The following is a 25,693-nucleotide window of genomic DNA, read 5'->3' as shown; positions in this document are numbered from 1 at the left end:
CGTCCGCTACGGGCCGCCGCAGGCGCGTCCGACCGCGACCCGGTGTCGCACAGCCCAGAACCGAAAGGCCGTCACCCCCTCATGCCAGAGCTGGTGTTCTTCTCCGGAACGATGGACTGCGGAAAGAGCACCCTCGCTCTTCAGATCGAGCACAACCGCTCCGCGCGCGGGCTCCAGGGCATGATCTTCACCCGTGACGACCGGGCCGGCGAGGGCAAGCTCTCCTCCCGCCTCGGACTGGTCACCGACGCCGTCGAGGCCGCCGAGGGCTTCGACTTCTACGCGTATCTCGTGAACCGGCTCTCCCAGGGCGGCCGTTGCGACTACGTCATCGCCGACGAGGCGCAGTTCCTCGCCCCCGAGCAGGTCGACCAGCTCGCCCGTGTCGTGGACGATCTGGACCTGGACGTCTTCACGTTCGGCATCACCACCGACTTCCGCTCCAAGCTCTTCCCCGGCTCGCAGCGGCTCGTGGAGCTGGCCGACCGGGTCGAGGTGCTCCAGGTGGAGGCGCTGTGCTGGTGCGGGGCGCGGGCCACGCACAACGCGCGGACGGTCGGGGGCGCGATGGTGGTCGAGGGCGCCCAGGTGGTCGTCGGTGATGTGCACCAGTCGGGCGACGAGATCGGTTACGAGGTGCTGTGCCGGCGCCATCACCGGCGGCGGATGACCGCGGCCACGGCACGGGCGGCCACGCTCTCCCCGGATGTGCTGCCGGTCGAGGTCGGCGGGGAGTCCCTGGCCGGGGGACGTGCCTGACGGGCTGACGCGCGGCGGCCCGCTGAGCGGATCATCGCCCGTGAGCCGTGAGCCGTGAGCCGTGAGCCGTGAGCCGTGAGCCGTGAGCCGTGCGCCGTGAGCCGTGAGCCGTGAGCCCGCGAGTCTCCTGGTGTACCGCCTCCCGCCCCGCTGCCTGCCGGCCCCCGTCCCTCACCCCGCGCTTCCCGGTCAGTGAACGACCGGCGGTCCGTGAACCGTGGACCGTACGACCGAGAAGACCGCGCCCTCCGGATCCGCCACCGTCGCGAGCCGGCCGTGCGTGCCCTCGTGCGGCGGCTTGATCACCCGCCCGCCCAGCTCCGCCACCCGCCGCACGGCGTCATCCGTGTCGTCCACCTCGAAGTACGTCGTCCAGCGCGAGCCCAGGTCCCGGGCGAGCGCCCGGCCCACCCCGTGCACCGAGGCGACGGGCCGGCCCTCCAGACGCAGCGTCAGCACGTCGAAGTCGGCGGAGACGACCGACTCCGCGTCATAGCCGAAGACCGCCTCGTAGAACTTGCCGACCGCCGAGGTCTCCCGCGTGATCAGCTCGTTCCAGACGGGGGTGCCGTGCGCCCCGGCCACCGCCGTCCCGATGTGCGCCGCCGCCTGCCAGATCCCGAAGACCGCGCCCGCCGGATCCGAGGCGATGGCCATCCGCCCCGCCTCCGCCGCGTCCAGCGGCCCGACCCCGACCGTTCCGCCGCAACTCCTGATCGATTCGGCTGTCAGATCGGCGTCGTCCGTCGCCAGATAGGTCATCCACGCGATCGGCAACTGCCGGTCGGGCGGGAGCTGGCCGATGCCCGCGATCGCCTTGCCGTCCAGCATTCCCCGTACGTACGGCCCGAGCTGCTGCGGCCCCGGCTGGAACTCCCAGCCGAACAGCTCCCGGTAGAACTTCTCCGTCGTGGCAAGGCCGTGCACCATCAGACTCACCCAGCAGGGTGTGCCGGGTGTGCGCCGGATCGCTGCCTCGGTCATCGTCACTCTCTCCTCGGACCGTCGTGGCCGTACGTGGGCCGGTGGCGGGCCGCCGTATGGGAACAGCCGTACGCCCGAGCAGATGCTTGCATCCGTCATCACGTGCCGCTTCCCGGCCGCGCCGTCCTTGGCGGGATCTCGATCGGGTGTTTACCGGCCGTTTCTCCGCCGTTTTGGACCCGGGCGACGGTGCGCGAGGATGGCTTTCATGACAGCCATCATCACCGCAGCAGAACTCACGGGCGAGTCGGCCGGCGCGCGTCCGCCCGTGCTGCTCGACGTCCGCTGGCAGCTCGGCGGTCCCTCCGGCCGCCCCGCCTACGAGGCCGGTCATCTGCCCGGCGCCGTCTATGTCGACCTCGACAAGGAACTGGCGGGTCCGGCCGGCCCCGGCGGCCGGCACCCGCTGCCGGACGTGGCGGCGTTCGGCGCGGTGATGCGCCGCGCCGGAATCTCCCAGGACACGCCGGTGGTGGTGTACGACGGCGGGCAGTGCTGGGCGGCGGCCCGAGCCTGGTGGCTGCTGCGCTGGGCGGGCCATTCCGACGTCCGGGTGCTCGACGGCGGCGTCGCCGAGTGGACCGGTCCGCTCACCACCGAGATCCCGGACCCCGCCGAGGGGGACTTCACCCCGGTCCCCGGCTCACTGCCGGTGCTGGACGCGGACGGCGCGGCCGCCCTGGCCCGGAGCGGTCTGCTGCTGGACGCGCGGGCGGCCGAGCGGTACCGCGGGGACGTCGAGCCGATCGACCGGGTCGGGGGACACATCCCGGGCGCGCTCTCCGCGCCGACGACGGCGAATGTGGCCGAAAACGGCACCTTCCTGCCGGCCCCGGCGCTCGCGGCGCGTTTCCAGGCGCTGGGCGCCGTCTCCGGCGTCCCGGTCGGGGTCTACTGCGGTTCCGGTGTCTCGGGCGCCCATGAGGTGCTGGCCCTGGAGATCGCGGGCATCCCGGCGGCGCTGTTCCCCGGGTCGTGGTCGGAGTGGAGCGCGGACGCGTCCCGTCCGGTCGCCAAGGGGCCCGATCCCCAGTAGCGCGCCTGCCGGGGCACATCCGTCCCTACAGATGATCCGTACATGATGATCCGTACATACAGACGAAGGGGGCCTGTACGCCTCTCCCGCGTACGGGCCCTCCTCCACGACTCCACAGCTCGTTCCGGGGACGATCTCCCCGCGCGGCCGGGGACGCTCCCGCCACCTCGCCGCGCGGCCGTCCGCGCCCGCTACTCCTGTTTCTTGCGGCGCGTGCCGAACACGATCTCGTCCCAGCTCGGCACCGCGGCCCTGCGGCCCGGACGGACGCCGTCCGCCTCGGCCTGGCGGTCCGTCGTCCCCGTCAGCCGGTCCCGGTGACCGGCCACCGAGCGGGGCATCAGCACATCGGCGTACGCGGAGCCGGCCGACGCGGCGGGCGCCACCGGTTCCTCCGTCTCCGGGTCCTCCTCGGCGTCCGTGACCGGCGCGTCGGAAGCGGTGCGCTCGGGCACCACCATGTCGCCGCGGAAGCTGGGCACCGCCTCCAGCAGGCTGGTCAGGGAGTCGCGCTCACTCATCTCGTCCGGATCGGGAGCCATGGGCCGCTCCGACGGACGGTCGAGTGAACGATCCAGCGGCCGGTCGCGCGGCAGCCGCGCGATCCTCGGGACGAACGGAAAGCTCGGCTCCTGCGAGGTGACCGTGTCGTCCGTGTCGCCGATCAGGGCACGTGCCTCGTCGTCGACGGCCTGGACGAGCCGCCGGGGCGGGTCGTACGTCCAGCTCGCCGAGTGGGGTTCGCCCGCGACGCGGTAGACGAGCAGCACCTCCCAGGTGCCGTCGTCACGACGCCAGGAGTCCCACTGCACGGTGTCCTTCTCGGCGCCGCGCAGCGTCAGCCGCTCGTTCACCGCCTCACCGAGCGGGGGTCCCGCGTTCTCACCGGGGCGGCGCACGGCGGTCTTCCTGGCCCGCTCGGCCATGAAGGCGCGCTCGGCGAGCACCGGTCCCTCGAACCGGCGCACCCGGTCCACCGGGATGCCCGCGTGCTGGGCGACTTCCTCCGCGGAGGCACCGGCCCTTATACGTGCCTGGATGTCGCGGGGTCTGAGATGGCTCTCGACCTCGATCTCGATCTGACCGAGGCGGGCACGGTCATTGCGCACGGCGGCGCGGAGGCGCTCATCGATCGGAAGCGTGTATTCCGTGCTGTCCGCAGCCTTGAGCACCAGTCGTGTGCCGTCGTTGGAGACGGCCACGACACGCAGTTCGGGCATGGGGACCTCCCGGGTGGTGCCTGCCGACGTCACGTGCGTCGCTGCTTCCGCTAGTCGAGTGTGACCTGCCCGGGTGCAGCCTGCCACAACCTTGCCGTGCCTCCCGGCGTGTCGGGCAAGGGCCCTGGATCGCCGTTATGGCACGGTTACCTCTTTGCGACGCAGAGTGACAGACCTGGTCACTCTGTGCAGCAGGCGCCCGTGCGGTGCCGTGGCGCCGCCGGATCGAGTGCCACCTTCGGCCCCCTTCCCGTCGGTCCCGGACACCCGTGAGGGAGTCCGGCCCCAGGGCTCGCCACAGTACTCCATTCGGGCCATGTGGGTGGACCGGCACGCCGCCCAAGTTCTCCCCGGGGCGGGGAGTTGGGCGCCCGGACCGGCCATGGGCGGGTGTCCTGCTTCACAGAATCCACAGAATCGGAACTATCCCTTTCGCTCAGTTGTCCCTTCTTGGTGCAAGGTGGGGCAGATGGGTGAGCAGGGGCTGGAGATGAACCAGAGGCAGCAGGAGCAGCGGTTCGAACTGAGCGTTCCGCAGGTCGCGGGCAGCGCGCTCGCGGCCGTCGCCGCGGCGGTGCTCGCCTCCCGGCTCGGTGTGTACGGAACGATCATCGGTGCGGGCGTGGTCAGCGCGGTCGCCACCTGCGGGGGCCCGCTCTTCCAGCACATGTTCCGCCGTACGGGTGAGCGGATACGCGTGGTGACGGTCCAGCCGAGGCCGGGAGCCCGCCGGATGTCCGTACCGGGCGCTCCGGACGATTCCCCCGCCGCCCCCCACGGTGAGGCGCCCCCGGCGGACGGGGAGTTCGGTGAGCCGACCACGCACGGCACCCGGGTACGGGGCTGGAAGCGCCCGGTCCTCGCGGCCGTCGGGGTCTTCGCGGTCACGATGGGCGGCATCACCGGGTACGAACTGATCTCCGGCCACGGTCTGAGCGGAGGCGCGGCGACGACCGTCGGGTCCGCCGTACGGGGTGGTGACGGGGGCGGTGGTGGCGACAGGAGTCCGTCCACCCCGTCCGGGTCCCCCTCCGCATCCTCGGATCCCGCCCAGGAACCGGGAGGGACACCGGACGGTACGGCTCCGGGCGGCGGCGCCGGTACGGATCCGAGCGGATCGCCCGGCAGCGGACCCGGCGCGGGTGCGGGTACGGGCCAGGACGGATCCGCGGAACCCTCGCGAACACCGTCCCCCGGCCTCTCGCCCTCCGCGACCGGCCAGGTGCCGCCCGCCCCCGCACCGACCCCCTCCGACGGCGGCGGCGCGCCGGACCGCACCGGCCCCTCCGGAACGCCGGGCCGTTAGCGGACCCGCCGCCGGACCCGCCGAGGAGCCGGCCGGCGCGCGCGGTACCGGCGAGGCCGGGACCGTTGCGGGCGAGGCCGGTACGGGCCCGGCCGGCAGGGGCGAGCCCGGCGCGGGCGTCACGGGAACGGGCGGGACCGGTATCGGCCGGACCGGTGAGACGGGCATCGTCCCTCAGTCCCCCAGGACTCGCCGCAGGTAGGCGTTGCCGAACAGCCGGTCCGGGTCCAGCCGGTCCCGTACCGCCGTGAACTCCCCGAAGCGGGGATACGCCTGCGAGAGATATGCCGCGTCCCTGGTGTGGATCTTCCCCCAGTGGGGCCGCCCGCCGTGCGCGGTCATGATCCGCTCCACGGCGGTGAAGTACGCGCGGTACGGCGTGCCCCGGTAGAGATGCACCGCGATGTACGCGCTCTCCCGGCCCGAGGCGGTCGAGAGCGCGATGTCGTCCGCGGGCGCGGTCCGTATCTCCACCGGGAATCCCACCCGCAGCGGTGAGCGGTCGACCATCGCCTTGACCTCGCGCAGCGCCGCGACCGCGGCCTCGCGCGGCAGCGCGTACTCCATCTCCACGAAGCGGACCCGGCGCGGGGAAGTGAAGACCTTGTAAGGGATGTCCGTGTACGTACGGGCGGAGAGGGCCCGGCTGGCGATCCTGGCGATCGCGGGGACGGTCGCGGGGACGGCCCGGCCGAGCGAACAGGCCACCTGGAAGAGCCCGTTGGAGAGGAACTCGTCATCGATCCAGGCGTCGATCCGGCCGGGCGGGGCGGCGGGACCCAGGCTGCGGTTGTTGCGCTTGGTGGTGCAGTTGCCCGTGTGCGGAAACCAGTAGAACTCGAAGTGCTCGTTCTCGGCCACATGTTGATCGAACTCCGCCGTGACCCGGTCGAAGGCCATGGGCTCCTCACGCGCCGTCAGCAGAAAGAGCGGTTCGACGGCGAAGGTGATCGCGGTGATCACGCCCAGCGCGCCGAGTCCGATCCGGGCGGCGGCGAAGACCTCCGGGTTCTCCCGCTCGGAGCAGCGCAGCAGCGAACCGTCCGCCGTCACCAGCTCCAGGGCGCGTATCTGCGCGGCTACGGAGGCCGAGTCACGGCCGGTGCCATGGGTGCCGGTGGAGGTCGCGCCCGCGACGGTCTGCTCCATGATGTCGCCCATATTGGTGAGCGACAGCCCCTCCCGGGCCAGCGCCGTGTTCAGCCGTTTCAGCGGGGTCCCCGCCGCCACGGTCACGGTGCCGGCGTCCCGGTCGATGTCCCGGATACCGGTGAGCAGATCGGGCCGCAGGAGCACCCCGTCGGTGGCGGCGGCGGCGGTGAAGGAGTGGCCCGCGCCGACGGCCTTGACCTTCAGTCCGCCCTCGGCGGCCCTTCGTACGATCCCGGCCAGCTCCTCGACGGAGGCCGGGAAGAGCGTGTGCTCCGGCCGGGCGGTCACGGTCCCCGCCCAGTTGCGCCACGTGCGCGCTGTCGGCCCGTTCGTGTGGGTCCTGGTCATCCGCCCCGTGCCCTCCCCGCGTCGGTACCGGCTCGCCCAGCCGGCGGTGCCCCCGGGAACGCCGCCACGGCCGCGGGCGCTCCCACGCCACGGGTACCGCGTACCCCGTACCGGTCCCGGACGCCACGGCCGGGGACGCCGGATTCCCGGGCCAGTTGGAGGGGGATCATACTCACGGCCGCCGGGCGGCCGGCCGCCCGGCTCCCGGCCGGACCCGGTCCGGGCACGCTCTCCCGGCGGACCGGGGCGTGGTGCTCCGCCCCGCCGGGACGGATGGCAGGATCGAAACATGGCCGATCAGCTCGTGACTTCCCCCTACGACGCCCTGCTCCTGCTCTCCTTCGGCGGCCCCGAGGGCCCCGACGACGTGATTCCGTTCCTGGAGAATGTGACGAGGGGCCGGGGTATCCCGCCGGAGCGGCTCAAGGAGGTGGGTCGGCACTACTTCCTGTTCGGCGGCGTCAGTCCGATCAACGAACAGAACCGCGCCCTGCTGGACGCGCTGCGCAAGGACTTCGCCGGGCACGGCGTGGAACTGCCGGTCTACTGGGGCAACCGCAACTGGGCGCCCTATCTGACCGACACCCTGCGCGAGATGGCCGCCGACGGCCGGCGCCGGATCGCCGTCCTCGCGACCAGCGCCTACGCCTCGTACTCGGGCTGTCGCCAGTACCGCGAGAACCTCGCGGAGGCGCTCGCCACCCTGGCCGCCGAGGGGCTCGAACCGCCCCGGGTGGACAAGCTGCGCCACTACTTCAACCACCCGGGCTTTCTGCGCCCCATGACCGAGGGCGTGCTCGCCTCGCTCGCCGATCTTCCGGAACCCGTACGCGCGGGCGCGCATCTGGCCTTCACCACCCACTCCATCCCCATCGCCTCGGCCGACACCTCGGGGCCCGTCGAGGACCATGGCGAGGGCGGCGCGTATGTGGCCCAGCATCTCGACGTCGCCCGGCAGATCGTGGCGGCCGTGCGTGAGGAGACGGGCATCGCGTACCCGTGGCGGCTCGTCTACCAGTCACGCAGCGGGGCCCCGCACATCCCGTGGCTGGAGCCGGACATCTGCGACCACCTGGAGACGCTGCACGGCGAGGGTGTCCCGGCCGTCGTGATGGCCCCCATCGGCTTTGTCTCGGACCATATGGAGGTCCTCTACGACCTCGACACGGAGGCCACCGCCAAGGCGGCCGAGCTGGGTCTGCCCGTCCGCCGCTCGGCGACGGTGGGGGCCGACCCGCGGTTCGCCGCCGCCGTCCGCGATCTCCTGCTGGAACGCGCCGCCACGGAACGGGGGAGCGCGGTGGAGCGCTGCGCGCTGGGCGCGCTCGGCCCGAGCCACGACCTCTGCCCGGCCGGCTGCTGCCCGGCCCGCGCCCCCAGGCCCGCCGCGGCGGGCGCCGACAGCCCGTTCGCCTGAAGGAGCCACGCCGTGACCGACGCCCGCCCCGACGAGACAGAGACCCTGGCCGCCGAACTGCTGCCGCTCGCCCTGGAGGCGGCCCGCCGCGCCGGTGAGCTGCTGCGCGACGGCCGCCCCGACGATCTGACCGTGGCCGCCACGAAGTCCAGCCCCATCGATGTCGTCACCGAGATGGACATCGCCGCCGAGAAGCTGATCACCGGCCATCTCGCCGAGCACCGCCCCGACGACGGCTTCCTCGGCGAGGAGGGCGCCAGCTCGGCGGGCAGCAGCGGTGTCCGCTGGGTCATCGACCCGCTGGACGGCACCGTCAACTATCTCTACGGACTGCCCACCTGGTCCGTCTCGATCGCCGCCGAGCGCGACGGTGAGACGCTCGTGGGCGTCGTCGCGATCCCGATGCGGGGCGAGACGTTCCGCGCCGTGCGCGGCGGCGGTGCCTTCCTCGGCGACCGGCCGGTCCGCTGCCGTCCCGCTCCGCCGCTGGAGCGCGCCCTCGTCTCGACCGGTTTCAACTACGTGACCACGGTCCGCGCCCACCAGGCCGAGATCGCCCGGCGGCTGATCCCGCAGCTCCGTGACATCCGGCGCGGCGGCTCCGCGGCCATCGACCTCTGCGATGTGGCGGCGGGCCGGCTGGACGGCTACTACGAGCGCGGGCTGCACCCCTGGGACCTCGCGGCCGGCGATCTCATCGCCCGTGAGGCGGGCGCGCTCACCGGGGGCCGCCCCGGCACCCGGCCGGGCTTCGACCTCACGGTGGCCGCCACCCCCGGCGTCTTCGAGCCCCTCCAGTCCCTGCTCGACGACTACGGCGCCTGGCACGACTGAGAACCAGGCCCTGGCCGCCTGGCATACGGAAGGGCCCCGGCGCCGTCCCCTCGGCGCCGGGGCCCTTCTCACTAGGTCGCTACGGCTCTGGTCGGTATGCGCGGCTCGGGCGCCGCTGAAATCGGTAGCAATAGGGCGGTACGGCCTGGAGTGCGGGTCAGACGCTCGCGGCGCCGACCTCCACGCCATGTTCGGCCGCGAGGCGGCGAAGGTCTTCGAGCTCTTCCTGATCGACATCCACGAGGAAGTCGTCGCCCGTCTCCCGGGCTCGGTTGAGATCCGTTTCCGTGGCCTTTATACGCTGCAGAAGCCCGGCGGTGAACGCGTCCATTGCGCCCCCTCGTCGTGGGTCAGTGGCACGGGGGTGTGCCGACGGCGGGTAGATCACGCGCCCACTGCCTCTGGATGACAGAAAGGGTGTGGCATGCCACAAACAGGGCGTGATCTCGGGTGTGAAGTCGTCTTCCCCAGGGTCCGTCTTCGAGAAACCTCAACCACGCGAGCAATCCGTTCCATTCCCGGACGCCCCAGGTCACCCCGGCATCGTCTTACCGCCGGTTTATGGCCGTAACCGGCAGGATGGGCGCGCACAGCCAGTGCTACAACCTGCCCCGAGCACGGGTGACGGGCCCAGAGGAAGGAACAGCGACGTGCGCGTACTCGTCGTCGAGGACGAGCAACTGCTCGCCGATGCGGTGGCCACCGGACTGCGCCGGGAGGCCATGGCCGTCGACGTGGTGTACGACGGCGCCGCCGCCCTGGAGCGCATCGGGGTCAACGACTACGACGTGGTGGTGCTCGACCGCGACCTGCCGCTCGTCCACGGCGACGACGTCTGCCGCAGGATCGTCGAGCTCGGGATGCCCACCCGGGTCCTCATGCTCACGGCCTCGGGCGATGTCAGCGACCGGGTCGAGGGGCTGGAACTGGGCGCGGACGACTATCTGCCCAAGCCCTTCGCGTTCACCGAGCTGACGGCCCGGGTCCGGGCCCTGGGACGGCGTACCACCGTGCCCCTGCCGCCCGTCCTGGAGCGCTCCGGGATCAAGCTCGACCCCAACCGCCGCGAGGTCCTGCGGGACGGCCGGGAGATCCAGCTCGCGCCCAAGGAGTTCGCGGTGCTGGAGGTGCTGATGCGCAGCGAGGGGGCGGTGGTCTCGGCGGAGCAGCTCCTGGAGAAGGCCTGGGACGAGAACACCGACCCCTTCACCAATGTCGTACGGGTCACGGTCATGACGCTGCGCCGCAAACTCGGCGAGCCGCCCGTGATCGTCACGGTGCCCGGCTCCGGTTACCGGATCTGATGCCCGTGGCAACCACCCCGGTGCCGCCCTCGGCACCTCCGAAGCCCACCTGGGACCCGCGCAGGCCGGACCAGGCGCTGCCCTGGGTGCGCCCGACCATCCGGATACGTCTGACGCTGCTGTACGGCGGGATGTTCCTGATCGCAGGCATCCTGCTGCTCTCGATCATCTATCTGCTGGCCGCGCAGGCCCTGCACGTGGGCAGTGAGCTGCCCTTCAAGATCGTGACCGGCAAGGTGAGCAGCGACGTCTGCAACTTCCCGGACCAGGCGCCCCCGCAGGAGTTCAACGCGGCCATGAACAGCTGTGTGAACGACCAGCGCAAGCAGGCGCTCGACGACCTGCTCAGCCGCTCGCTCTTCGCCCTGGTCGGCCTCAGCGTCATCGCCTTCGCGTTCGGTTACGCGATGGCGGGCCGCGTGCTGTCGCCGCTGGGCCGGATCACCCGTACCGCGCGCCGCGTGGTCGGCTCCGACCTGTCGCGCCGGATCGAGCTGGACGGTCCCGACGACGAGCTGAAGGAGCTGGCGGACACCTTCGACGAGATGCTGGAGCGGCTGGAGCGGGCCTTCAGCGCACAGCAGCGGTTCGTCGCGAACGCCTCGCACGAGCTGCGGACCCCACTCGCGATCAACCGCACCCTGCTGGAAGTCCATCTCTCCGATCCGGCGGCGCCCATGGAACTCCAGCAGCTCGGCAAGACGCTGCTGGCCACCAACGAGCGCAGTGAGCAGCTCGTGGAGGGGCTGCTGCTGCTCGCCCGCAGCGACAACCAGATCGTGGAGCGAAAACCGGTCGATCTCGCCGAGGTCGCCACCCGCGCGGTGGACCAGGCGCTCTCCGAGGCGGAGGCGAAGGGGGTGGACATCCGTACCCGGTGCGCGCCCGCGGTCGTCCAGGGGAACGGCGTCCTGCTGGAGCGGATCGCGCTGAACCTGGTGCAGAACGCCGTACGGTACAACGTCCCGGAGAACGGCTGGGTGGAGGTCTCCACCGAGGTCCAGCAGGGCCAGGCGGTCCTGGTCGTGTCGAACACCGGGCCCGTGGTCCCCGCGTACGAGATCGACAATCTCTTCGAGCCGTTCCGGCGGTTGCGCACGGAACGTACGGGCAGTGACAAGGGTGTGGGACTCGGCCTCTCGATCGCCCGGTCCGTGGCGCGCGCCCATGGCGGCCGTATCTTCGCGGAACCCCGCGAGGGCGGCGGACTCGTGATGCGTGTCACTCTCCCGGTCTGAGATGCTGCGCGCGGTATTCGCGGTGCAGTTGACTTTGTTCGCTTTGCGCGGAATTTACGGGACAGGTTCCCGGCGACTCCGTGTGTGATCGATCACAGGGTCGAATTCACGCCTATCCACTCTGCGTGATCAGGCCTTCATCGGAAAGCCGGTAAAGTCCGGGTTTCCGGGGGCCGGGATCACGGGAAGTACACGGGGTGGCGCCCGTGAAGCGCCGCAGAGGGACCGTGTACGGTCCCCTTCGCCACCCGAAGCCGATCACTCCTCAGGGGTCCGGTTGGGTGTCGATTGAGTAACAGACCTTGATGTGAGGCAAAATCTCCGCCTCAGGTCGGGCACAAGTCCGGCCTCTCACGCGTTACGTGCGCTGGAGACACCACAGACACCCAGAGGGGGAGAGCGACATGGCAACGGATTACGACACCCCACGCAAGACCGATGACGACGTCGATCAGGACAGCCTTGAGGAACTGAAGGCCCGTCGGAACGACAAGTCGACTTCAGCGGTCGACGTCGACGAGTTCGAGCAGGCCGAAGGGCTCGAACTGCCCGGCGCGGATCTCTCCAACGAGGAGCTGTCCGTCCGGGTGCTGCCGAGGCAGGCCGACGAGTTCACCTGCATGAGCTGCTTCCTCGTGCACCACAGGAGCCAGCTCGCCAGGGAGAAGAACGGTCAGCCCATCTGCCGCGACTGCGACTGAGGTCGGGTCGGCCGTGGCAGGCGACACACCGTTTCGGAAACGACGCTTCCGGCGCAAGGGTGCACCGGAGGCGTATCAGGGCGGCACAGGCCCGGCAGAAGGCACTCAGCCCGCTGCCGAGCACTCCGCCCTCCTGCCCCAGCACGACGCACACGACGACGAGCGAGGCCTCCCGGCCTCGCTCGAATCGGCCCGGGAGGACCACGGCGGCCCCACGACCAGGGGCCGGCGCCTGGACACCGTCAAACGGGGTGTACGCAAGGGAGGCGCGAGCGCCAAGGCGGCGCTGGCACACATCGCCGACAGGATCATCGAGAACGCTCCTCGGGTCCCGGTCCGCGATCTCGCGACACTGCGCAAGCAGTTCCCGGGTCTCGGCCCCGAGGAGCTGGCCGACAAGCTGGTCGCGGGCGCCGCGAACAGCAGCTCGACGGTCGGCGCCGGCGTGGGCGCCGCCGCGATGCTGCCCGTACCGCCCGCGATGCCCGCCGAGCTGGCGGCCGAGATCACGGCGGTCGCCGCGATCGAGCTGAAGCTCATCGCGGAACTGCACGAGGTCTACGGGCTGCGCCCGCCCGGCACGCTCAAGGAGCGCAGCGCCGCCTATCTGACCTCCTGGACGGAGGAGCGCGGCGTCGACGTCACCAAGCCGTCGACCATCAACGGCGCGCTGAGCGGCCGGATGAAGCGCGAGCTGCGGCAGCAGATCATGAAGCGCACCATCCGGAATCTGCCGAACCTGGTGCCGTTCATGATCGGAGCGGCCGTCGGCGCCATGATGAACCGGCGGGACACCAAGAAGGTCGCCGAGCGCGTCCGCGCGGACCTGCGCAACCGCCAGATCCCCTGGGACGCCCTTCCCGCGCAGCCTCCCCTGGAACAGCCCGGACAGCTTCCCCCGGGGCTCCCGAAGGAGCTGGGCAACGAGCACGGGTAAGGGGCCCCTACGAGGTCGTACGGCCCGCCCGTACCGCCTCAGCCCGCCCGGACGGCATCCAGCGCCGTGGCCAGGCCCCGCGGGTTCCGCGTCGAGAGATAGAGGTACGGAGTCGGATCGTCCGGATCCGTGACCGTCACACGCAGCGCCGTCGGCACATAGCTGCGCATCAGCATGAAGGCCCGCGGATCGGCCTTGTGCAGCCGCCAGGCGCGCGCCTCCTCGGGGTCCAGCACCTCGGCCTCGCCGAGCGCCGAGACCGGGATCCGGGCGTCGCCCGCGACCAGCGAGTCCGCCACCACCCTGATGCGCGCGGAGCCGTAGGAACTCACCCCCGCCGCGGCCAGCGCGCCCGCCCCGATCACACCCCCGAGCAGCGCCAACGGCCCCAGCGGCAGGGTGATCAGGCCCCCCGCCAGGGCGATGAGAGCGGCTATGGCCCACCAGGAACCGGGGGCTGTCAGGCGTTCGTCGTAGCGCGCGGCGGAATGCTCCATGGAGCCAAGCTTGGCACGGTGCTGTTCCCGGGCTACCGCGCGGGTAAGGTCTGCGCCTGTGAGCAACGTGCCATCACCGGGAAAGCCCCCCGGACCCTCCACGGGACCGGGGGCGCTGACACCTCCGCCCGACGCCACACCCCCGGTGCGGCACCCCGACGCCCCGGCCCCGGGTGAGCTGCTCGGCGCGCACTACGAGCACTGCTTCGGCTGCGGAGAGGCACAGCCGCACGGACTTCAGTTGCGGGCACGGGCGGGCGAGGGCGTGAGCATCACCGCCGAGTTCACCGTCAAGCCCGCCCACCAGGGCGCTCCCGGCCTCGCGCACGGCGGAGTACTGGCCACCGCGCTCGACGAGACGCTCGGCTCGCTGAACTGGCTGCTGCGGGTGACCGCGGTGACCGGCCGGCTCCAGACGGAGTTCGTCCGGCCCGTGCCGGTCGGCACGCCGCTGTATCTGGAGGCCGAGGTCACCGCCGTCCACGGGCGCAAGATCTACTGCGCCGCGACCGGCAGGACCGGCGGCCCGGAGGGACCCGTCGCGGTCCGCGCCGACGCGTTGTTCGTCGAGGTCAAGCTCGACCACTTCATCCAGAACGGCCGAGACCAGGAGATCCGGGCCGTGATGGCCGATCCGGACCAGGTCCGGCGCGCCCGCGCCTTCGAGGTGAACCCATGAGCCGTACCCCTCCCACCCCTGTCGACGTACTGATCCGCCGTGTCGACCCGGAGGTTCCGCTTCCGTCGTACGCGCACCCGGGCGACGCCGGAGCCGATCTGGTGACCACGGAGGCCGCCGAGCTGGCCCCCGGGGAGCGGGCCGTACTGCCCACGGGCGTCTCCATCGCGCTGCCCGACGGGTACGCCGCCTTCGTGCACCCGCGCTCCGGGCTCGCCGCCCGCTGCGGAGTCGCCATGGTGAATGCCCCGGGGACGGTGGATGCCGGGTACCGTGGAGAGATCAAAGTGATCGTGGTCAATCTGGACCCGCGCGAGAGCGTGCGGTTCGAGCGGTTCGACCGGATTGCCCAACTGGTCGTCCAGCAGGTCGAGAAGGTCCGCTTCCACGAGGTGGCGGAGCTTCCCGGATCGGCGCGGGGCGACGGGGGCTTCGGGTCCACCGGCGGTCATGCCGCCGTGGGCGGCGTACAGGGCGGGAATCGATACGCTTCGGTCGTATCCGACCGGGAAGGACAGTGACGTGTTCGGACGTCGCAAGAAGAGTGGTTCCGCAGCGGACGCGGCGGACGCAGCGGGCGAGGCCGAGCAGTTCACCGACGAGGCCGGTGCCGACGCGGACGCCGACGGGACAGCCGCGCCCCGCAGGGTGAACCTTCCGCCGGCCCCCAGGCCGGACGGTCCCTGGGACATCTCCGAGGTCTCCCGGCCCGAGGAGGGCCGGGTCGACCTGGGCGGGATCTTCGTCCCCGGTGTCGAGGGCATGGAGCTGCGGGTGGAGGTCGCCGGTGACGCGATCGTGGCCGCCACGGTCGTCGTGCGCGACAGCGCCGTACAGCTCCAGGCGTTCGCCGCGCCGAAGAAGGAAGGCATCTGGGGCGAGGTGCGCGAGGAGATCGCCTCCGGCATCACCCAGCAGGGCGGCATCATCGACGAGGTCGAGGGCCCGCTCGGCTGGGAGCTGCGCGCCCAGGTCCCCGTACAGCTCCCGGACGGCACCGGCGGCGTACAGCTCGTGCGCTTCATCGGGATCGACGGGCCGCGCTGGTTCCTGCGCGGGGTGATCTCCGGGCAGGGCGCCGTGCAGCCCGAGGCCGCCGGACTGCTGGAGCAGATCTTCCGGGACACCGTGGTCGTACGGGGCGAGGGGCCGATGGCCCCGCGCGACCCGATCGTCCTGAAGCTGCCGGACGACGCGCAGATGGTCGCCGAGGGCGTACAGCAGGACGAGCAGGAGGGCTCCCGCTTCTCCGGCGGGATGGGACAGCTCCAGCGCGGTCCCGAGATCACCGAGGTGCGCTGAGGCGGGTCGCGCCGAGGCGGGCCGGGGCGTCACACGCCCCGCCCGGGACGGACGACGCGAGACGGACCGAAGGCCGGTGGGCCGCATCCCCGTAAGGGATGCGGCCCACCGGCCTTTTCCCGTCGCCCTCCCCCGTTGCCTCCCCCGTCGCCCGTCTCATGTGCCGGGGGCGTCATGCCGTCGGGCGGTCCTATGGGGCACCTCACAGGGCGCGGTCCCGCCCATATGGACTCCGTCAAGCCGGTGGCGCGGGCCGTATGGGACCCGTCAACGCAAGCCGGGGGCGCGAGAACAGCGGGTTTCCTCAGGGAGTCGGATTTCCCGTACTCATCTAGGAGCACACGATGGCCGATGTGGCCTTCGTCGTCACCACGATCGCGCTCTTCGCGCTGGTGGCCCTCGTCGCCAGGGGGGTGGCGAAACTGTGACCGCCGAGAACATCGTCGGACTGGTCGTGGCGGTCGCCCTGCTGGGATACCTCGTCCTCGCCCTGTTCTTCCCGGAGAGGTTCTGAGTGATGAGCCCCGTCCTCGCCGGTGTGCTCCAGGTGCTCGCGCTCGTCGTGGCGCTCGGTCTGGCGTACCGCCCGCTCGGTGACCACATGGCCCGGGTCTACGGCGCGTCCGGACATCTCCGGGCCGAGAAATGGATCTACCGGGCCGTCGGCGCCGATCCGGACACGCAGATGCGCTGGCCCGCCTACCTCCGCGGAGTCCTCGCGTTCTCCGCGGTGAGCGTCCTCTTCCTGTATCTGCTGCAACGGGTCCAGGGCGGCCTCCCCGGATCGCTCGGCTTCGCGTCGATCGATCCGGACCAGGCCTTCAACACCGCCGCGTCCTTCGTCTCCAACACCAACTGGCAGTCCTACTACGGCGAACAGGCCATGGGCCATGTCGTACAGACCGGCGGTCTGGCCGTCCAGAACTTCGTCTCGGCCGCGGTCGGCATGGCCGTCGCGGTGGCGCTGGTACGCGGCTTCGCCCGGTCCCGCACCGGTGAACTGGGCAACTTCTGGTCCGACCTGGTGCGCGGCACCGTCCGTATCCTGCTGCCCCTCTCCGTCATCGGCGCGATCGTGCTGGTCGCGTGCGGCGCCATCCAGAACTTCGCCGGGATCCACGAGGTCGGCCAGTTCCTGGGCGGCTCGCAGCAGTGGAACGGCGGCGCGGTCGCCTCGCAGGAGGCCATCAAGGAGCTGGGCACCAACGGCGGCGGTTACTTCAACGCCAACTCGGCGCACCCCTTCGAGAACCCCGGCCCGGTCTCGAACCTCTTCGAGATCTTCCTGATCCTGGTCATCCCCTTCGCGCTCACCCGCACCTTCGGCCGGATGGCCGGCGATGTCCGGCAGGGGTACGCGATCCTCGCCGCGATGGTGACGATCTGGCTCGGCTTCACCGCCCTGATGATGTGGACCGAGTTCTCCCACCACGGGCCGGCGTTCGACCTCGCCGGCGGCGCGATGGAGGGCAAGGAGACCCGGTTCGGGGTCGGCGGCTCGTCGATCTTCGCGGTGGCCACCACGCTCACCTCGACCGGAGCGGTCAATTCCTTCCACTCCTCGTTCACCGGTTTCGGCGGCGGCATCACGATGCTGGGCATGCAGCTCGGTGAGATCGCGCCCGGCGGAGTCGGCTCCGGTCTCTACGGCATGCTGATCATGGCGATCATCGCGGTCTTCATCGCCGGGCTGATGGTCGGCCGGACCCCCGAGTATCTGGGCAAGAAGCTCGGCACCCGCGAGATCAAGCTCGCCGCGAGCTACATCCTGGTCACCCCGGCGCTGGTGCTCGGCTTCACCGCCGCGGCCATGGCGCTGCCCACACCGGGCGATTCGATGACGAACTCGGGGCCGCACGGCTTCTCCGAGATCCTCTACGCGTACACCTCGGCCGGCAACAACAACGGCTCGGCGTTCGCCGGGCTCAACGCCGACACCCAGTGGTTCAACACCACCACCGGTCTGGCCATGCTGCTCGGCCGTTTCGTCCCCATGGTGTTCGTTCTGGCGCTGGCCGGCGCGCTCGCCGAGCAGCGCCCCGTCCCGGAGACCGCGGGCACGCTCCGTACCCAGAAGCCGCTGTTCACGGGGGTGCTGGTCGGCACGATCCTGATCGTCACCGGTCTGACCTACTTCCCGGCGCTGGCGCTGGGGCCGCTGGCCGAGGGGCTGGCGTCATGACCACTCGTCCCGAACAAGAGGACACGATGTCCACGCTCACCCAGGACCACGCGCCGCATCCGTCCGTGTCCCCCGGCCACAGCCCCGGGAGCGGACGGGTGGGCGGGGGGCTCTTCGATCCCCACCAGTTGCTCGTCTCCTTCCCCCAGGCGGTACGCAAGCTCGACCCCCGGGTGATGGTGAAGTCGCCCGTGATGTTCGTGGTCCTCGTCGGATCCGCGCTGTCCACGGTCTTCGCGGCGCTCGAACCGGCCGACTGGTTCGGCTGGGCCGTCGCCGGCTGGCTCTGGCTGACGACCGTCTTCGCCAATCTGGCGGAGGCGGTGGCCGAGGGCCGGGGCAAGGCGCAGGCGGACACCCTGCGCAGGGCCAAGACCGGCACCGTCGCCCGGCGCGTCCTCGGCGCGGGCGAGGAGCGGGTGCCGGGCACCGAGCTGCGGATCGGCGATCTGGTCGTCTGCGAGGCGGGCGACACCGTCCCCGGCGACGGCGATGTCGTCGACGGTGTCGCCTCCGTCGACGAGTCGGCGATCACCGGTGAGTCGGCGCCGGTCATCCGGGAGTCGGGCGGCGACCGCTCGGCCGTCACCGGCGGTACGAAGGTCCTCTCGGACCGGATCGTCATCAGGATCACCACGAAGCCGGGCGAGACCTTCATCGACCGGATGATCGCCCTGGTCGAGGGCGCGGCCCGGCAGAAGACCCCCAACGAGATCGCGCTGAACATCCTGCTGGCCTCGCTGACCATCGTCTTCCTGCTCGCGGTGGTCACCCTCCAGCCGTTCGCGGTCTACGCGGGACAGCGGCAGCCGATGATCGTGCTGATCGCCCTGCTCGTCTGTCTGATACCGACGACGATCGGCGCACTGCTGTCCGCGATCGGGATCGCGGGCATGGACCGGCTGGTGCAGCGCAATGTGCTCGCGATGTCGGGGCGCGCGGTCGAGGCCGCGGGCGATGTGTCGACGCTGCTGCTCGACAAGACCGGCACGATCACCCTCGGCAACCGCCGGGCCGCCGAGTTCGTCCCGGTCGAGGGAGTGACGGAGGCCGAGCTGGCCGATGCCGCGCAGCTCTCGTCGCTCGCCGACGAGACACCCGAGGGCCGCTCCGCCGTCGTCCTGGCCAAGGAGAGGTACGGGCTGCGCGAGCGCCACCAGGGTCAGTTGGCCGGCGCCGAGTGGGTCGCGTTCACGGCCCGGACCCGGATGTCCGGTGTCGATCTCACGGAGAACGGGACGACGCGCGCCATACGCAAGGGAGCCGCCGGTTCGGTCATCGCCTGGGTGGAGAGCCGCGGCGGGCAGGTGTCGCACGACGTCCAGGCCCTCACCGACCGGATCTCCCGGGCCGGCGGCACACCGCTGCTGGTGGCCCTGGACGACACCGCCGGAGCCCGGGTGCTGGGAGTCGTGCATCTCAAGGATGTGGTCAAGGAGGGGATGCGGGAGCGGTTCGAGGAGCTGCGGCGGATGGGCATCAGGACGGTCATGATCACCGGGGACAATCCGCTGACCGCGCGGGCGATCGCGCAGGAGGCGGGGGTGGACGACTTCCTCGCCGAGGCCACTCCTGAGGACAAGATGTCCCTGATCAAGCGAGAGCAGGGTGGCGGCAAGCTGGTCGCGATGACGGGTGACGGTACGAATGACGCCCCGGCGCTGGCGCAGGCGGATGTGGGCGTGGCCATGAACACGGGCACGTCGGCCGCCAAGGAGGCCGGGAACATGGTGGACCTGGACTCCAACCCGACCAAGCTGATCGAGATCGTCGCGATCGGCAAGCAGTTGCTCATCACGCGCGGCGCGCTGACCACGTTCTCGATCGCCAACGACGTCGCCAAGTACTTCGCGATCATCCCCGCGATGTTCGCCGTGGTGTATCCCGGCCTCGACAGGCTCAACATCATGGATCTCTCCTCGCCGGAGTCCGCGATCCTCTCCGCCGTCATCTTCAACGCGCTCGTCATCGTCGCGCTGGTGCCGCTCGCCCTGAAGGGCGTGCGCTACCGGCCCAGCAGCGCGGACCGGATGCTCCGCAGAAATCTCGGGATCTACGGTCTCGGCGGGCTGATCGCCCCCTTCATCGGCATCAAGATCATCGACCTGGTCATCTCCCTCATCCCCGGCATCGGGTGAACGGCATGTCTTCCATGAACATCGGCAGCACCGCACGGCTCCTCGGGGCGGGCCTGCGCGCCCTTCTCGTCCTCACCGTCCTCTGTGGCGTGCTCTACCCCCTGGCCGTCACCGGCGTCGCCCAAGGCCTCTTCCCCCGTCAGGCGAACGGCTCGGAGGTCCGGCAGGGCGGCGAGGTCGTCGGCTCCTCGCTCATCGGACAGCGGTACGACCTGCCGATCGAGGAGGGCCAGGAGACCCCGGAGCCGGACCTCGCGTGGTTCCAGCCACGCCCGTCCAACGGTCTCGGTGCCAACAGCGTCAACACCCGGTACGGGCTCCTCCTCTCCGGAGCCACCAACCGCGCCGGGGACAACGAGGATCTGATCACCTGGGTCAAGGAAGCCAAGGCCGCGGTCGTCAGGGACAACTCCACGCCCGGTCACCGGGTCACGCCGTCGCAGGTGCCGCCGGACGCCGTCACCTCCTCCGGCTCGGGGCTCGACCCGGACATCTCGCCCGCGTACGCGCGGCTCCAGGTCCACCGGGTGGCGGAGCGCAACGGGCTCTCCGTGGGACAGGTGGAGAAGCTGGTCGAGGACCACACCCGGCAGCGGGTGCTCGGCTTTGTGGGGGAACCGCGGGTCAATGTGCTCGCGCTCAACATGGCCCTCAGGGAACTGGCCGGCTGAGCTCCGGCACGCGCGGTCCGGGCCCGCTTCTTCCGGCGGGTCCGGACCTCTCCGTACCGGCATCAGAATCGTGTCAAGACGACGGCCGCGCCCATGGACTGCCCGGTTTGTCACCATCGCCGAGGGTAGCGTCGGCACACCCACCGCGTCGGACGCGGTGGCTCTTCTGGAAGACAATGGGGCCATGGGACGCGGCAAGCTTCGTATCTATCTCGGGGCGGCACCGGGCGTCGGCAAGACGTACGCGATGCTCTCCGAGGCACACCGCCGGGTGGAGCGGGGCACCGACTGCGTGGTGGCGTTCGTCGAGCACCACGACCGGCCGCGTACGGAGGTCATGCTGCACGGCCTCGAAGAGATCCCCCGCCGTGAGCTGGAGTACCGCGGGACCGTCTTCACGGAGATGGATGTCGACGCGGTCCTGGAGCGCCGCCCGGCCGTCGCGCTCGTCGACGAACTGGCGCACACCAATGTGCCGGGCTCGCGCAACGCCAAGCGGTGGCAGGACGTCGAGGAGCTGCTCAGGGCGGGCATCGAGGTGGTGTCCAGCGTCAATATCCAGCACCTGGAATCACTCGGTGACGTGGTCGAGTCGATAACCGGTGTACGGCAGCAGGAGACCGTCCCCGACGAGATCGTCCGCAGGGCCGACCAGATCGAGCTGGTCGACATGTCGCCCCAGGCCCTGCGCCGCCGGATGGCACACGGCAATGTCTACAAGCCCGACAAGGTGGACGCCGCGCTCTCGCACTACTTCCGCCCCGGCAATCTGACCGCGCTGCGCGAACTGGCCCTGCTGTGGGTCGCCGACCGGGTGGACGAATACCTCCAGCAGTACCGCGGCGAGCACAACATCCGCACCACCTGGTCGGCCCGGGAACGTATCGTCGTCGGCCTCACCGGCGGACCCGAGGGACGGACGCTCATCCGCCGCGCGGCCCGGATGGCGGCCAAGGGCTCAGGCAGCGAGATCCTCGCCGTCTACATAGCCCGCAGCGACGGGCTCACCGCCGCCTCGCCCAAGGAACTGGCGGTTCAGCGCACCCTGGTCGAGGACCTCGGCGGCACCTTCCACCATGTCATCGGCGACGACGTCCCCTCCGCGCTGCTGGAGTTCGCGCGCGGGGTCAACGCGACCCAGATCGTGCTGGGCTCCAGCCGCCGCAAGACCTGGCAGTACATCTTCGGACCGGGCGTGGGAGCCACCGTCGCCCGGGAGTCGGGCCCGGACCTGGACGTGCACATCGTCACGCACGAGGAGGCCGCCAAGGGACGCGGACTGCCGGTGGCGCGCGGGGCCAGACTCGGCCGCTCCCGGATCATCTGGGGCTGGCTCGCCGGAGTCGCCGCGCCCGTCCTGCTCTCCCTGCTGCTGACCATGGTCAGCAACTCCCCGGGGCTGGCCAACGACGTCCTGCTGTTCCTCTTCCTGACCGTGATCGCGGCCCTGCTCGGCGGGCTGCGGCCGGCGCTCGCCTCCGCCGCCGCGGGGTCGCTGCTGCTCAACTTCTACTTCACCCCGCCCACCCACACCCTGACCGTCTCGGACCCCAAGAACCTGGTCGCCATCGTGATCTTCTTCGCGGTGGCCGTGTCGGTGGCCTCCGTGGTCGATCTGGCGGCACGCCGTACCCATCAGGCGGCCCGGCTCAGAGCCGAGTCCGAGATCCTCTCCTTCCTCGCGGGCAGTGTGCTGCGGGGCGAGACCACGCTGGACGCGCTGCTGGAGCGGGTCAGGGAGACCTTCGCCATGGAGTCCGTGGCGCTGCTCGAACGCAAGAGCGATGTCGACCCCTGGACCCGCGCGGGCAGCGTGGGACCACAGCCCGTCGACCGCCCCGAGTCCGCCGATGTCGACATGCCGGTAGGCGACCACATGGCGCTGGCGCTCTCCGGACGGGTCCTGCCCGCCGAGGACCGCCGGGTGCTCGCGGCCTTCGCCGCGCAGGCCGCCGTCGTCCTGGACCGGCAGCGCCTGGTGGGCGAGGCCGCCCAGGCCCGGGAACTCGCGGAGGGCAACCGCATCCGTACGGCCCTGCTCGCGGCCGTCAGCCACGATCTGCGGACCCCGCTGGCCGGTATCAAGGCCGCGGTCTCCTCGCTCCGCTCCGACGACGTCGAATGGTCCGAGGAGGACCAGGCGGAACTGCTCGAAGGCATCGAGCAGGGAGCCGACCGCCTCGACCATCTCGTGGGCAACCTCCTCGACATGTCCCGGCTCCAGACCGGCACCGTCACCCCGCTGATCCGCGAGATCGACCTCGACGAGGTGGTCCCGATGGCGCTGGGCGGCGTACCGGAGGACAGCGTGGAGCTGGACATCCCCGAGTCGCTGCCGATGGTGGCCGTCGACCCGGGCCTGCTGGAGCGCGCGGTGGCCAACATCGTCGAGAACGCCGTCAAGTACAGCCCGGACCGCCGGCGCGTCACCGTCGCCGCCAGCGCGCTGGGGGAGCGGGTCGAGGTACGGGTCGTGGACCGCGGCCCCGGCGTTCCCGAGGACGCCAAGGAACGGATCTTCGAACCCTTCCAGCGCCACGGCGACGCGCCGCGCGGAGCCGGGGTCGGCCTCGGACTCGCGGTGGCGCGCGGCTTCGTCGACGCGATGGGCGGCACGCTCACGGCCGAGGACACCCCCGGTGGCGGCCTGACCATGGTCCTCACCCTCACCGCGGCGTCCGGCCTCGCACCGGCCCGCACCGAACCACCGGCCCAGGTCGGCTCATGACCGGGACAGCAGAAAGGCGGACCCCATGACGCGGGTGCTCGTGGTCGACGACGAGCCGCAGATCGTACGCGCGCTGGTGATCAATCTCAGGGCGCGCAAGTACGAGGTGGACGCGGCCTCCGACGGCGCCGGCGCGCTCGAACTCGCCGCCGCGCGCCACCCCGACGTCGTCGTGCTCGACCTCGGGCTGCCGGACATGGACGGTGTCGAGGTCATCAGGGGCCTGCGCGGCTGGACCCGGGTCCCGATCCTGGTGCTCTCCGCCCGTCACACCTCCGACGAGAAGGTCGAGGCGCTGGACGCGGGCGCCGACGACTACGTCACCAAGCCGTTCGGCATGGACGAACTGCTGGCCCGGCTGCGCGCCGCGGTCCGGCGGGCGGAGCCGGTGGGCGGGGACGGCGACGACATCACCGCGGTCGTGGAGACCGAGGGCTTCACCGTCGATCTGGCCGCGAAGAAGGTGCACCGTGAGGGCAGGGACGTACGGCTCACCCCCACCGAGTGGCATCTGCTGGAGGTGCTCGTACGCAACACCGGGCGGCTGGTCAGCCAGAAACAGCTCCTCCAGGAGGTCTGGGGGCCCTCGTACGGCACCGAGACCAACTATCTGAGGGTCTACATGGCCCAGCTCCGGCGGAAGCTGGAGGCGAATCCCTCGCACCCCAGGCACTTTGTCACCGAGCCGGGCATGGGGTACCGCTTCGAGCGTTGATCCGAGTCCCGCGCCCCTGGATCCGGCACCCCCGCGCCCCGGTACGCTCTAGCTATGAGTGCTGAGAAGCCGACCGGCCGCTTCCGCCGGATGCTCGACCGGCTGTCCAGCTCCCAGGAGGATCTGGAGTCCGAGGAGCTGCGGGAGGACGCGCAGGCGTCGGGGTGCACCCGGATCTCCGACTGCAACGACCGCCAGATCGTCCGGGTGACTGGTACGTTGCGGACGGTCACCCTGCGTCCGCGGGCCGGTGTACCCGCGCTGGAGGCGGAGCTGTTCGACGGCACCGCGCCGCTGGACGTGGTGTGGCTGGGCCGGCGCTCCATCGTGGGCATAGAGCCGGGCCGCAGAATGATCGCCTCCGGACGGATCTCCCTGAGCCACGGCCGGCGGGTGCTGTTCAATCCCAAATACGAACTCCGACCGCTCGGACAGGAGTAGCCGGTGACGTCATTCGACAAGCCCGCCGCCTCGAACGTTTCCAGCACCTCACCGGCCGGGCCGGACGGCGGGCCGGAGGGCGGGGCCGACGCCGACGCGAAGGCCGTCACCGAGGCGGCCCTTTTCGAGGCCTTCGGCGGCCTGCGCGGCATGGTGGAGACGGTCGTCCCCGGCCTGCTCTTCGTCACGATCTTCACCATCAACCAGGATCTGCACACCTCGGCGATCGCGGCCCTCGCGGTCTCGCTGCTGCTGGTCGTGGTCCGGCTGGTGCGCCGGGACACCGTCAAGCACGCGTTCAGCGGGGTCTTCGGGGTCGCCTTCGGTGTCGTCTTCGCGATGATGACCGGCAACGCGAAGGACTTCTATCTGCCGGGCATGCTCTACACGCTGGGGCTGGCGCTCGCGTACATCATCACCACGCTCGCGGGCGTACCGCTGATCGGACTGATCCTGGGCCCGGTCTTCAAGGAGAACCTCTCCTGGCGCACGCGCAACCCGGGCCGCAAGAAGGCGTACGCGAAGGCGAGCTGGGCGTGGGGACTGATCCTCCTCGCCAAGTGCGCGATCCTCTTCCCGCTCTACTGGTGGGCCGACACGACACAGCTCGGCTGGGTGCTGATCGCGCTGAAGATCCCGCCCTTCCTGCTCGCGGTCTATCTGACCTGGCTCTTCCTGGCGAAGGCGCCGGCCCCGATCGATGTCTTCGCCGAGATGGAGGCCGAGGAGGAGGCGGAGAAGGCCCGCAAGGCCGCCGCGGCGAGCACGGCGGACGGACCGGTCCGCCACCGGCGCGAGAACTGAGCCCGCAGCGGGGCGCCGTTCCACGCGGTACGGGAACGGCGAGGCCCGCGCGGCGCATGTAGGCCCGCGTGGCGCGCGTACGAAGGGGCCCGGCACCTGAGTGCCGGGCCCCTTGTCGTAGGCCTCCGTAGGCCTCCGTAGGTCTTCGTAGGCCTACGTACGCCGTCGCGCGCCACGCGGGACGTGCCGGACAGGACCGGACAGGGCCTAGGACTTGTCCGGCCGATCATGTTCGGAGCCAGATGGTGAGGGCTGCCGCTGTTGCGGTGCCGAGGAAGATGTAGCCGCGCTTGTCGTATC

25 protein-coding genes are annotated in these 25,693 nt (G+C 71.0%); 20 read left to right on the top strand and 5 right to left on the bottom strand.

What is annotated here, in order from left to right:
* Positions 1 to 81 precede the first annotated feature (81 nt).
* Complete coding sequence (locus ACFYYH_RS28860) at positions 82 to 759, top strand: thymidine kinase (protein ID WP_388556950.1); 678 nt, start codon at positions 82 to 84, stop codon at positions 757 to 759.
* 189 nt (positions 760 to 948) lie between these two features.
* Here the strand turns inward: ACFYYH_RS28860 and ACFYYH_RS28855 are convergent, their stop codons facing one another.
* A complete protein-coding gene (locus ACFYYH_RS28855; protein WP_388556947.1) occupies positions 949 to 1,743 on the bottom strand; it encodes a VOC family protein in 795 nt (264 codons plus the stop codon).
* A 208-nt stretch (positions 1,744 to 1,951) separates the two neighbouring features.
* On the opposite strand from ACFYYH_RS28855, the gene ACFYYH_RS28850 reads away from it, so the two are divergent.
* Positions 1,952 to 2,779, top strand: a complete 828-nt coding sequence (locus tag ACFYYH_RS28850; RefSeq protein WP_388556944.1) for a sulfurtransferase — start codon at positions 1,952 to 1,954, stop codon at positions 2,777 to 2,779.
* Positions 2,780 to 2,970: 191 nt separating this feature from the next.
* Here ACFYYH_RS28850 and sepH read toward each other — a convergent pair whose 3' ends face one another.
* Entirely contained in the window at positions 2,971 to 4,032 is a 1,062-nt protein-coding gene (sepH, locus tag ACFYYH_RS28845; protein WP_388556941.1) for a septation protein SepH, read from the bottom strand.
* Positions 4,033 to 4,468: 436 nt separating this feature from the next.
* Between sepH and ACFYYH_RS28840 the strand changes: the two genes are divergently transcribed.
* Entirely contained in the window at positions 4,469 to 5,305 is an 837-nt protein-coding gene (locus ACFYYH_RS28840) for a hypothetical protein (protein ID WP_388556938.1), read from the top strand.
* A 174-nt stretch (positions 5,306 to 5,479) separates the two neighbouring features.
* Here ACFYYH_RS28840 and ACFYYH_RS28835 read toward each other — a convergent pair whose 3' ends face one another.
* Positions 5,480 to 6,805 carry a D-arabinono-1,4-lactone oxidase gene (locus tag ACFYYH_RS28835; RefSeq protein ID WP_388556935.1) on the bottom strand — a complete coding sequence of 442 codons (1,326 nt, stop codon included), beginning with the start codon at positions 6,803 to 6,805 and terminating at the stop codon, positions 5,480 to 5,482.
* 289 nt (positions 6,806 to 7,094) lie between these two features.
* Here ACFYYH_RS28835 and ACFYYH_RS28830 point away from each other — a divergent pair, with 289 nt between their 5' ends.
* Positions 7,095 to 8,222, top strand: a complete 1,128-nt coding sequence (locus ACFYYH_RS28830) for a ferrochelatase (RefSeq protein ID WP_388556932.1) — start codon at positions 7,095 to 7,097, stop codon at positions 8,220 to 8,222.
* Between the two features lie 12 nt (positions 8,223 to 8,234).
* On the top strand, positions 8,235 to 9,056 hold the full coding sequence (locus ACFYYH_RS28825; protein WP_388556930.1) for an inositol monophosphatase family protein: 822 nt from the start codon (positions 8,235 to 8,237) through the stop codon (positions 9,054 to 9,056).
* A gap of 157 nt (positions 9,057 to 9,213) precedes the next feature.
* On the opposite strand, the gene ACFYYH_RS28820 is transcribed toward ACFYYH_RS28825, so the two are convergent.
* On the bottom strand, positions 9,214 to 9,387 hold the full coding sequence (locus ACFYYH_RS28820; RefSeq protein ID WP_388556928.1) for a hypothetical protein: 174 nt from the start codon (positions 9,385 to 9,387) through the stop codon (positions 9,214 to 9,216).
* 319 nt (positions 9,388 to 9,706) lie between these two features.
* Here ACFYYH_RS28820 and ACFYYH_RS28815 point away from each other — a divergent pair, with 319 nt between their 5' ends.
* The 4 genes from ACFYYH_RS28815 (at position 9,707) to ACFYYH_RS28800 (ending at position 13,236) form a co-directional block, all read left to right on the top strand.
* Entirely contained in the window at positions 9,707 to 10,360 is a 654-nt protein-coding gene (locus ACFYYH_RS28815) for a response regulator transcription factor (protein ID WP_388556925.1), read from the top strand.
* A 5-nt stretch (positions 10,361 to 10,365) separates the two neighbouring features.
* Entirely contained in the window at positions 10,366 to 11,598 is a 1,233-nt protein-coding gene (locus tag ACFYYH_RS28810; RefSeq protein WP_388556922.1) for a sensor histidine kinase, read from the top strand.
* A gap of 404 nt (positions 11,599 to 12,002) precedes the next feature.
* On the top strand, positions 12,003 to 12,299 hold the full coding sequence (locus ACFYYH_RS28805; RefSeq protein ID WP_030350183.1) for a DUF4193 domain-containing protein: 297 nt from the start codon (positions 12,003 to 12,005) through the stop codon (positions 12,297 to 12,299).
* Positions 12,300 to 12,312: 13 nt separating this feature from the next.
* Complete coding sequence (locus tag ACFYYH_RS28800; protein ID WP_388556919.1) at positions 12,313 to 13,236, top strand: hypothetical protein; 924 nt, start codon at positions 12,313 to 12,315, stop codon at positions 13,234 to 13,236.
* Positions 13,237 to 13,274: 38 nt separating this feature from the next.
* Here the strand turns inward: ACFYYH_RS28800 and ACFYYH_RS28795 are convergent, their stop codons facing one another.
* A complete protein-coding gene (locus ACFYYH_RS28795; protein WP_388556917.1) occupies positions 13,275 to 13,733 on the bottom strand; it encodes a DUF3093 domain-containing protein in 459 nt (152 codons plus the stop codon).
* Between the two features lie 58 nt (positions 13,734 to 13,791).
* Here ACFYYH_RS28795 and ACFYYH_RS28790 point away from each other — a divergent pair, with 58 nt between their 5' ends.
* The 11 genes from ACFYYH_RS28790 to ACFYYH_RS28740 all read left to right on the top strand — a co-directional run bounded on the left by ACFYYH_RS28790 (position 13,792) and on the right by ACFYYH_RS28740 (position 25,393).
* The gene (locus tag ACFYYH_RS28790) at positions 13,792 to 14,412 is read left to right on the top strand and encodes a PaaI family thioesterase (RefSeq protein WP_388556914.1); all 621 of its coding nucleotides are present in this window, start codon (positions 13,792 to 13,794) and stop codon (positions 14,410 to 14,412) included.
* Entirely contained in the window at positions 14,409 to 14,933 is a 525-nt protein-coding gene (gene dut, locus ACFYYH_RS28785) for a dUTP diphosphatase (protein WP_388556911.1), read from the top strand. The genes ACFYYH_RS28790 and dut overlap by 4 nt, the downstream gene beginning before the upstream one ends.
* Before the next feature lies 1 nt (position 14,934).
* Entirely contained in the window at positions 14,935 to 15,714 is a 780-nt protein-coding gene (locus ACFYYH_RS28780) for a DUF3710 domain-containing protein (RefSeq protein ID WP_388556908.1), read from the top strand.
* 424 nt (positions 15,715 to 16,138) lie between these two features.
* Positions 16,139 to 16,228 carry a K(+)-transporting ATPase subunit F gene (gene kdpF / locus ACFYYH_RS28775; RefSeq protein ID WP_066946098.1) on the top strand — a complete coding sequence of 30 codons (90 nt, stop codon included), beginning with the start codon at positions 16,139 to 16,141 and terminating at the stop codon, positions 16,226 to 16,228.
* Positions 16,229 to 16,231: 3 nt separating this feature from the next.
* Entirely contained in the window at positions 16,232 to 17,896 is a 1,665-nt protein-coding gene (gene kdpA, locus ACFYYH_RS28770) for a potassium-transporting ATPase subunit KdpA (protein ID WP_388556905.1), read from the top strand.
* 26 nt (positions 17,897 to 17,922) lie between these two features.
* Positions 17,923 to 20,034, top strand: a complete 2,112-nt coding sequence (kdpB, locus tag ACFYYH_RS28765) for a potassium-transporting ATPase subunit KdpB (RefSeq protein WP_388557172.1) — start codon at positions 17,923 to 17,925, stop codon at positions 20,032 to 20,034.
* Between the two features lie 5 nt (positions 20,035 to 20,039).
* Positions 20,040 to 20,705, top strand: a complete 666-nt coding sequence (locus ACFYYH_RS28760) for a potassium-transporting ATPase subunit C (RefSeq protein WP_388556902.1) — start codon at positions 20,040 to 20,042, stop codon at positions 20,703 to 20,705.
* A gap of 184 nt (positions 20,706 to 20,889) precedes the next feature.
* Entirely contained in the window at positions 20,890 to 23,433 is a 2,544-nt protein-coding gene (locus ACFYYH_RS28755) for an ATP-binding protein (protein WP_388556899.1), read from the top strand.
* Positions 23,434 to 23,458: 25 nt separating this feature from the next.
* Positions 23,459 to 24,148, top strand: a complete 690-nt coding sequence (locus tag ACFYYH_RS28750; RefSeq protein ID WP_388556896.1) for a response regulator — start codon at positions 23,459 to 23,461, stop codon at positions 24,146 to 24,148.
* 54 nt (positions 24,149 to 24,202) lie between these two features.
* The gene (locus ACFYYH_RS28745) at positions 24,203 to 24,589 is read left to right on the top strand and encodes an OB-fold nucleic acid binding domain-containing protein (protein WP_388556893.1); all 387 of its coding nucleotides are present in this window, start codon (positions 24,203 to 24,205) and stop codon (positions 24,587 to 24,589) included.
* A gap of 3 nt (positions 24,590 to 24,592) precedes the next feature.
* Positions 24,593 to 25,393, top strand: a complete 801-nt coding sequence (locus ACFYYH_RS28740; RefSeq protein WP_388556891.1) for a DUF3159 domain-containing protein — start codon at positions 24,593 to 24,595, stop codon at positions 25,391 to 25,393.
* Positions 25,394 to 25,693 lie beyond the last annotated feature (300 nt).

The organism is Streptomyces sp. NPDC002018 (assembly GCF_042890865.1).
Taxonomy (GTDB): domain Bacteria; phylum Actinomycetota; class Actinomycetes; order Streptomycetales; family Streptomycetaceae; genus Streptomyces.
The sequence above is the reverse complement of the archived record's forward strand: the minus strand, read 5'-3'. Positions and strand labels throughout refer to the sequence as shown.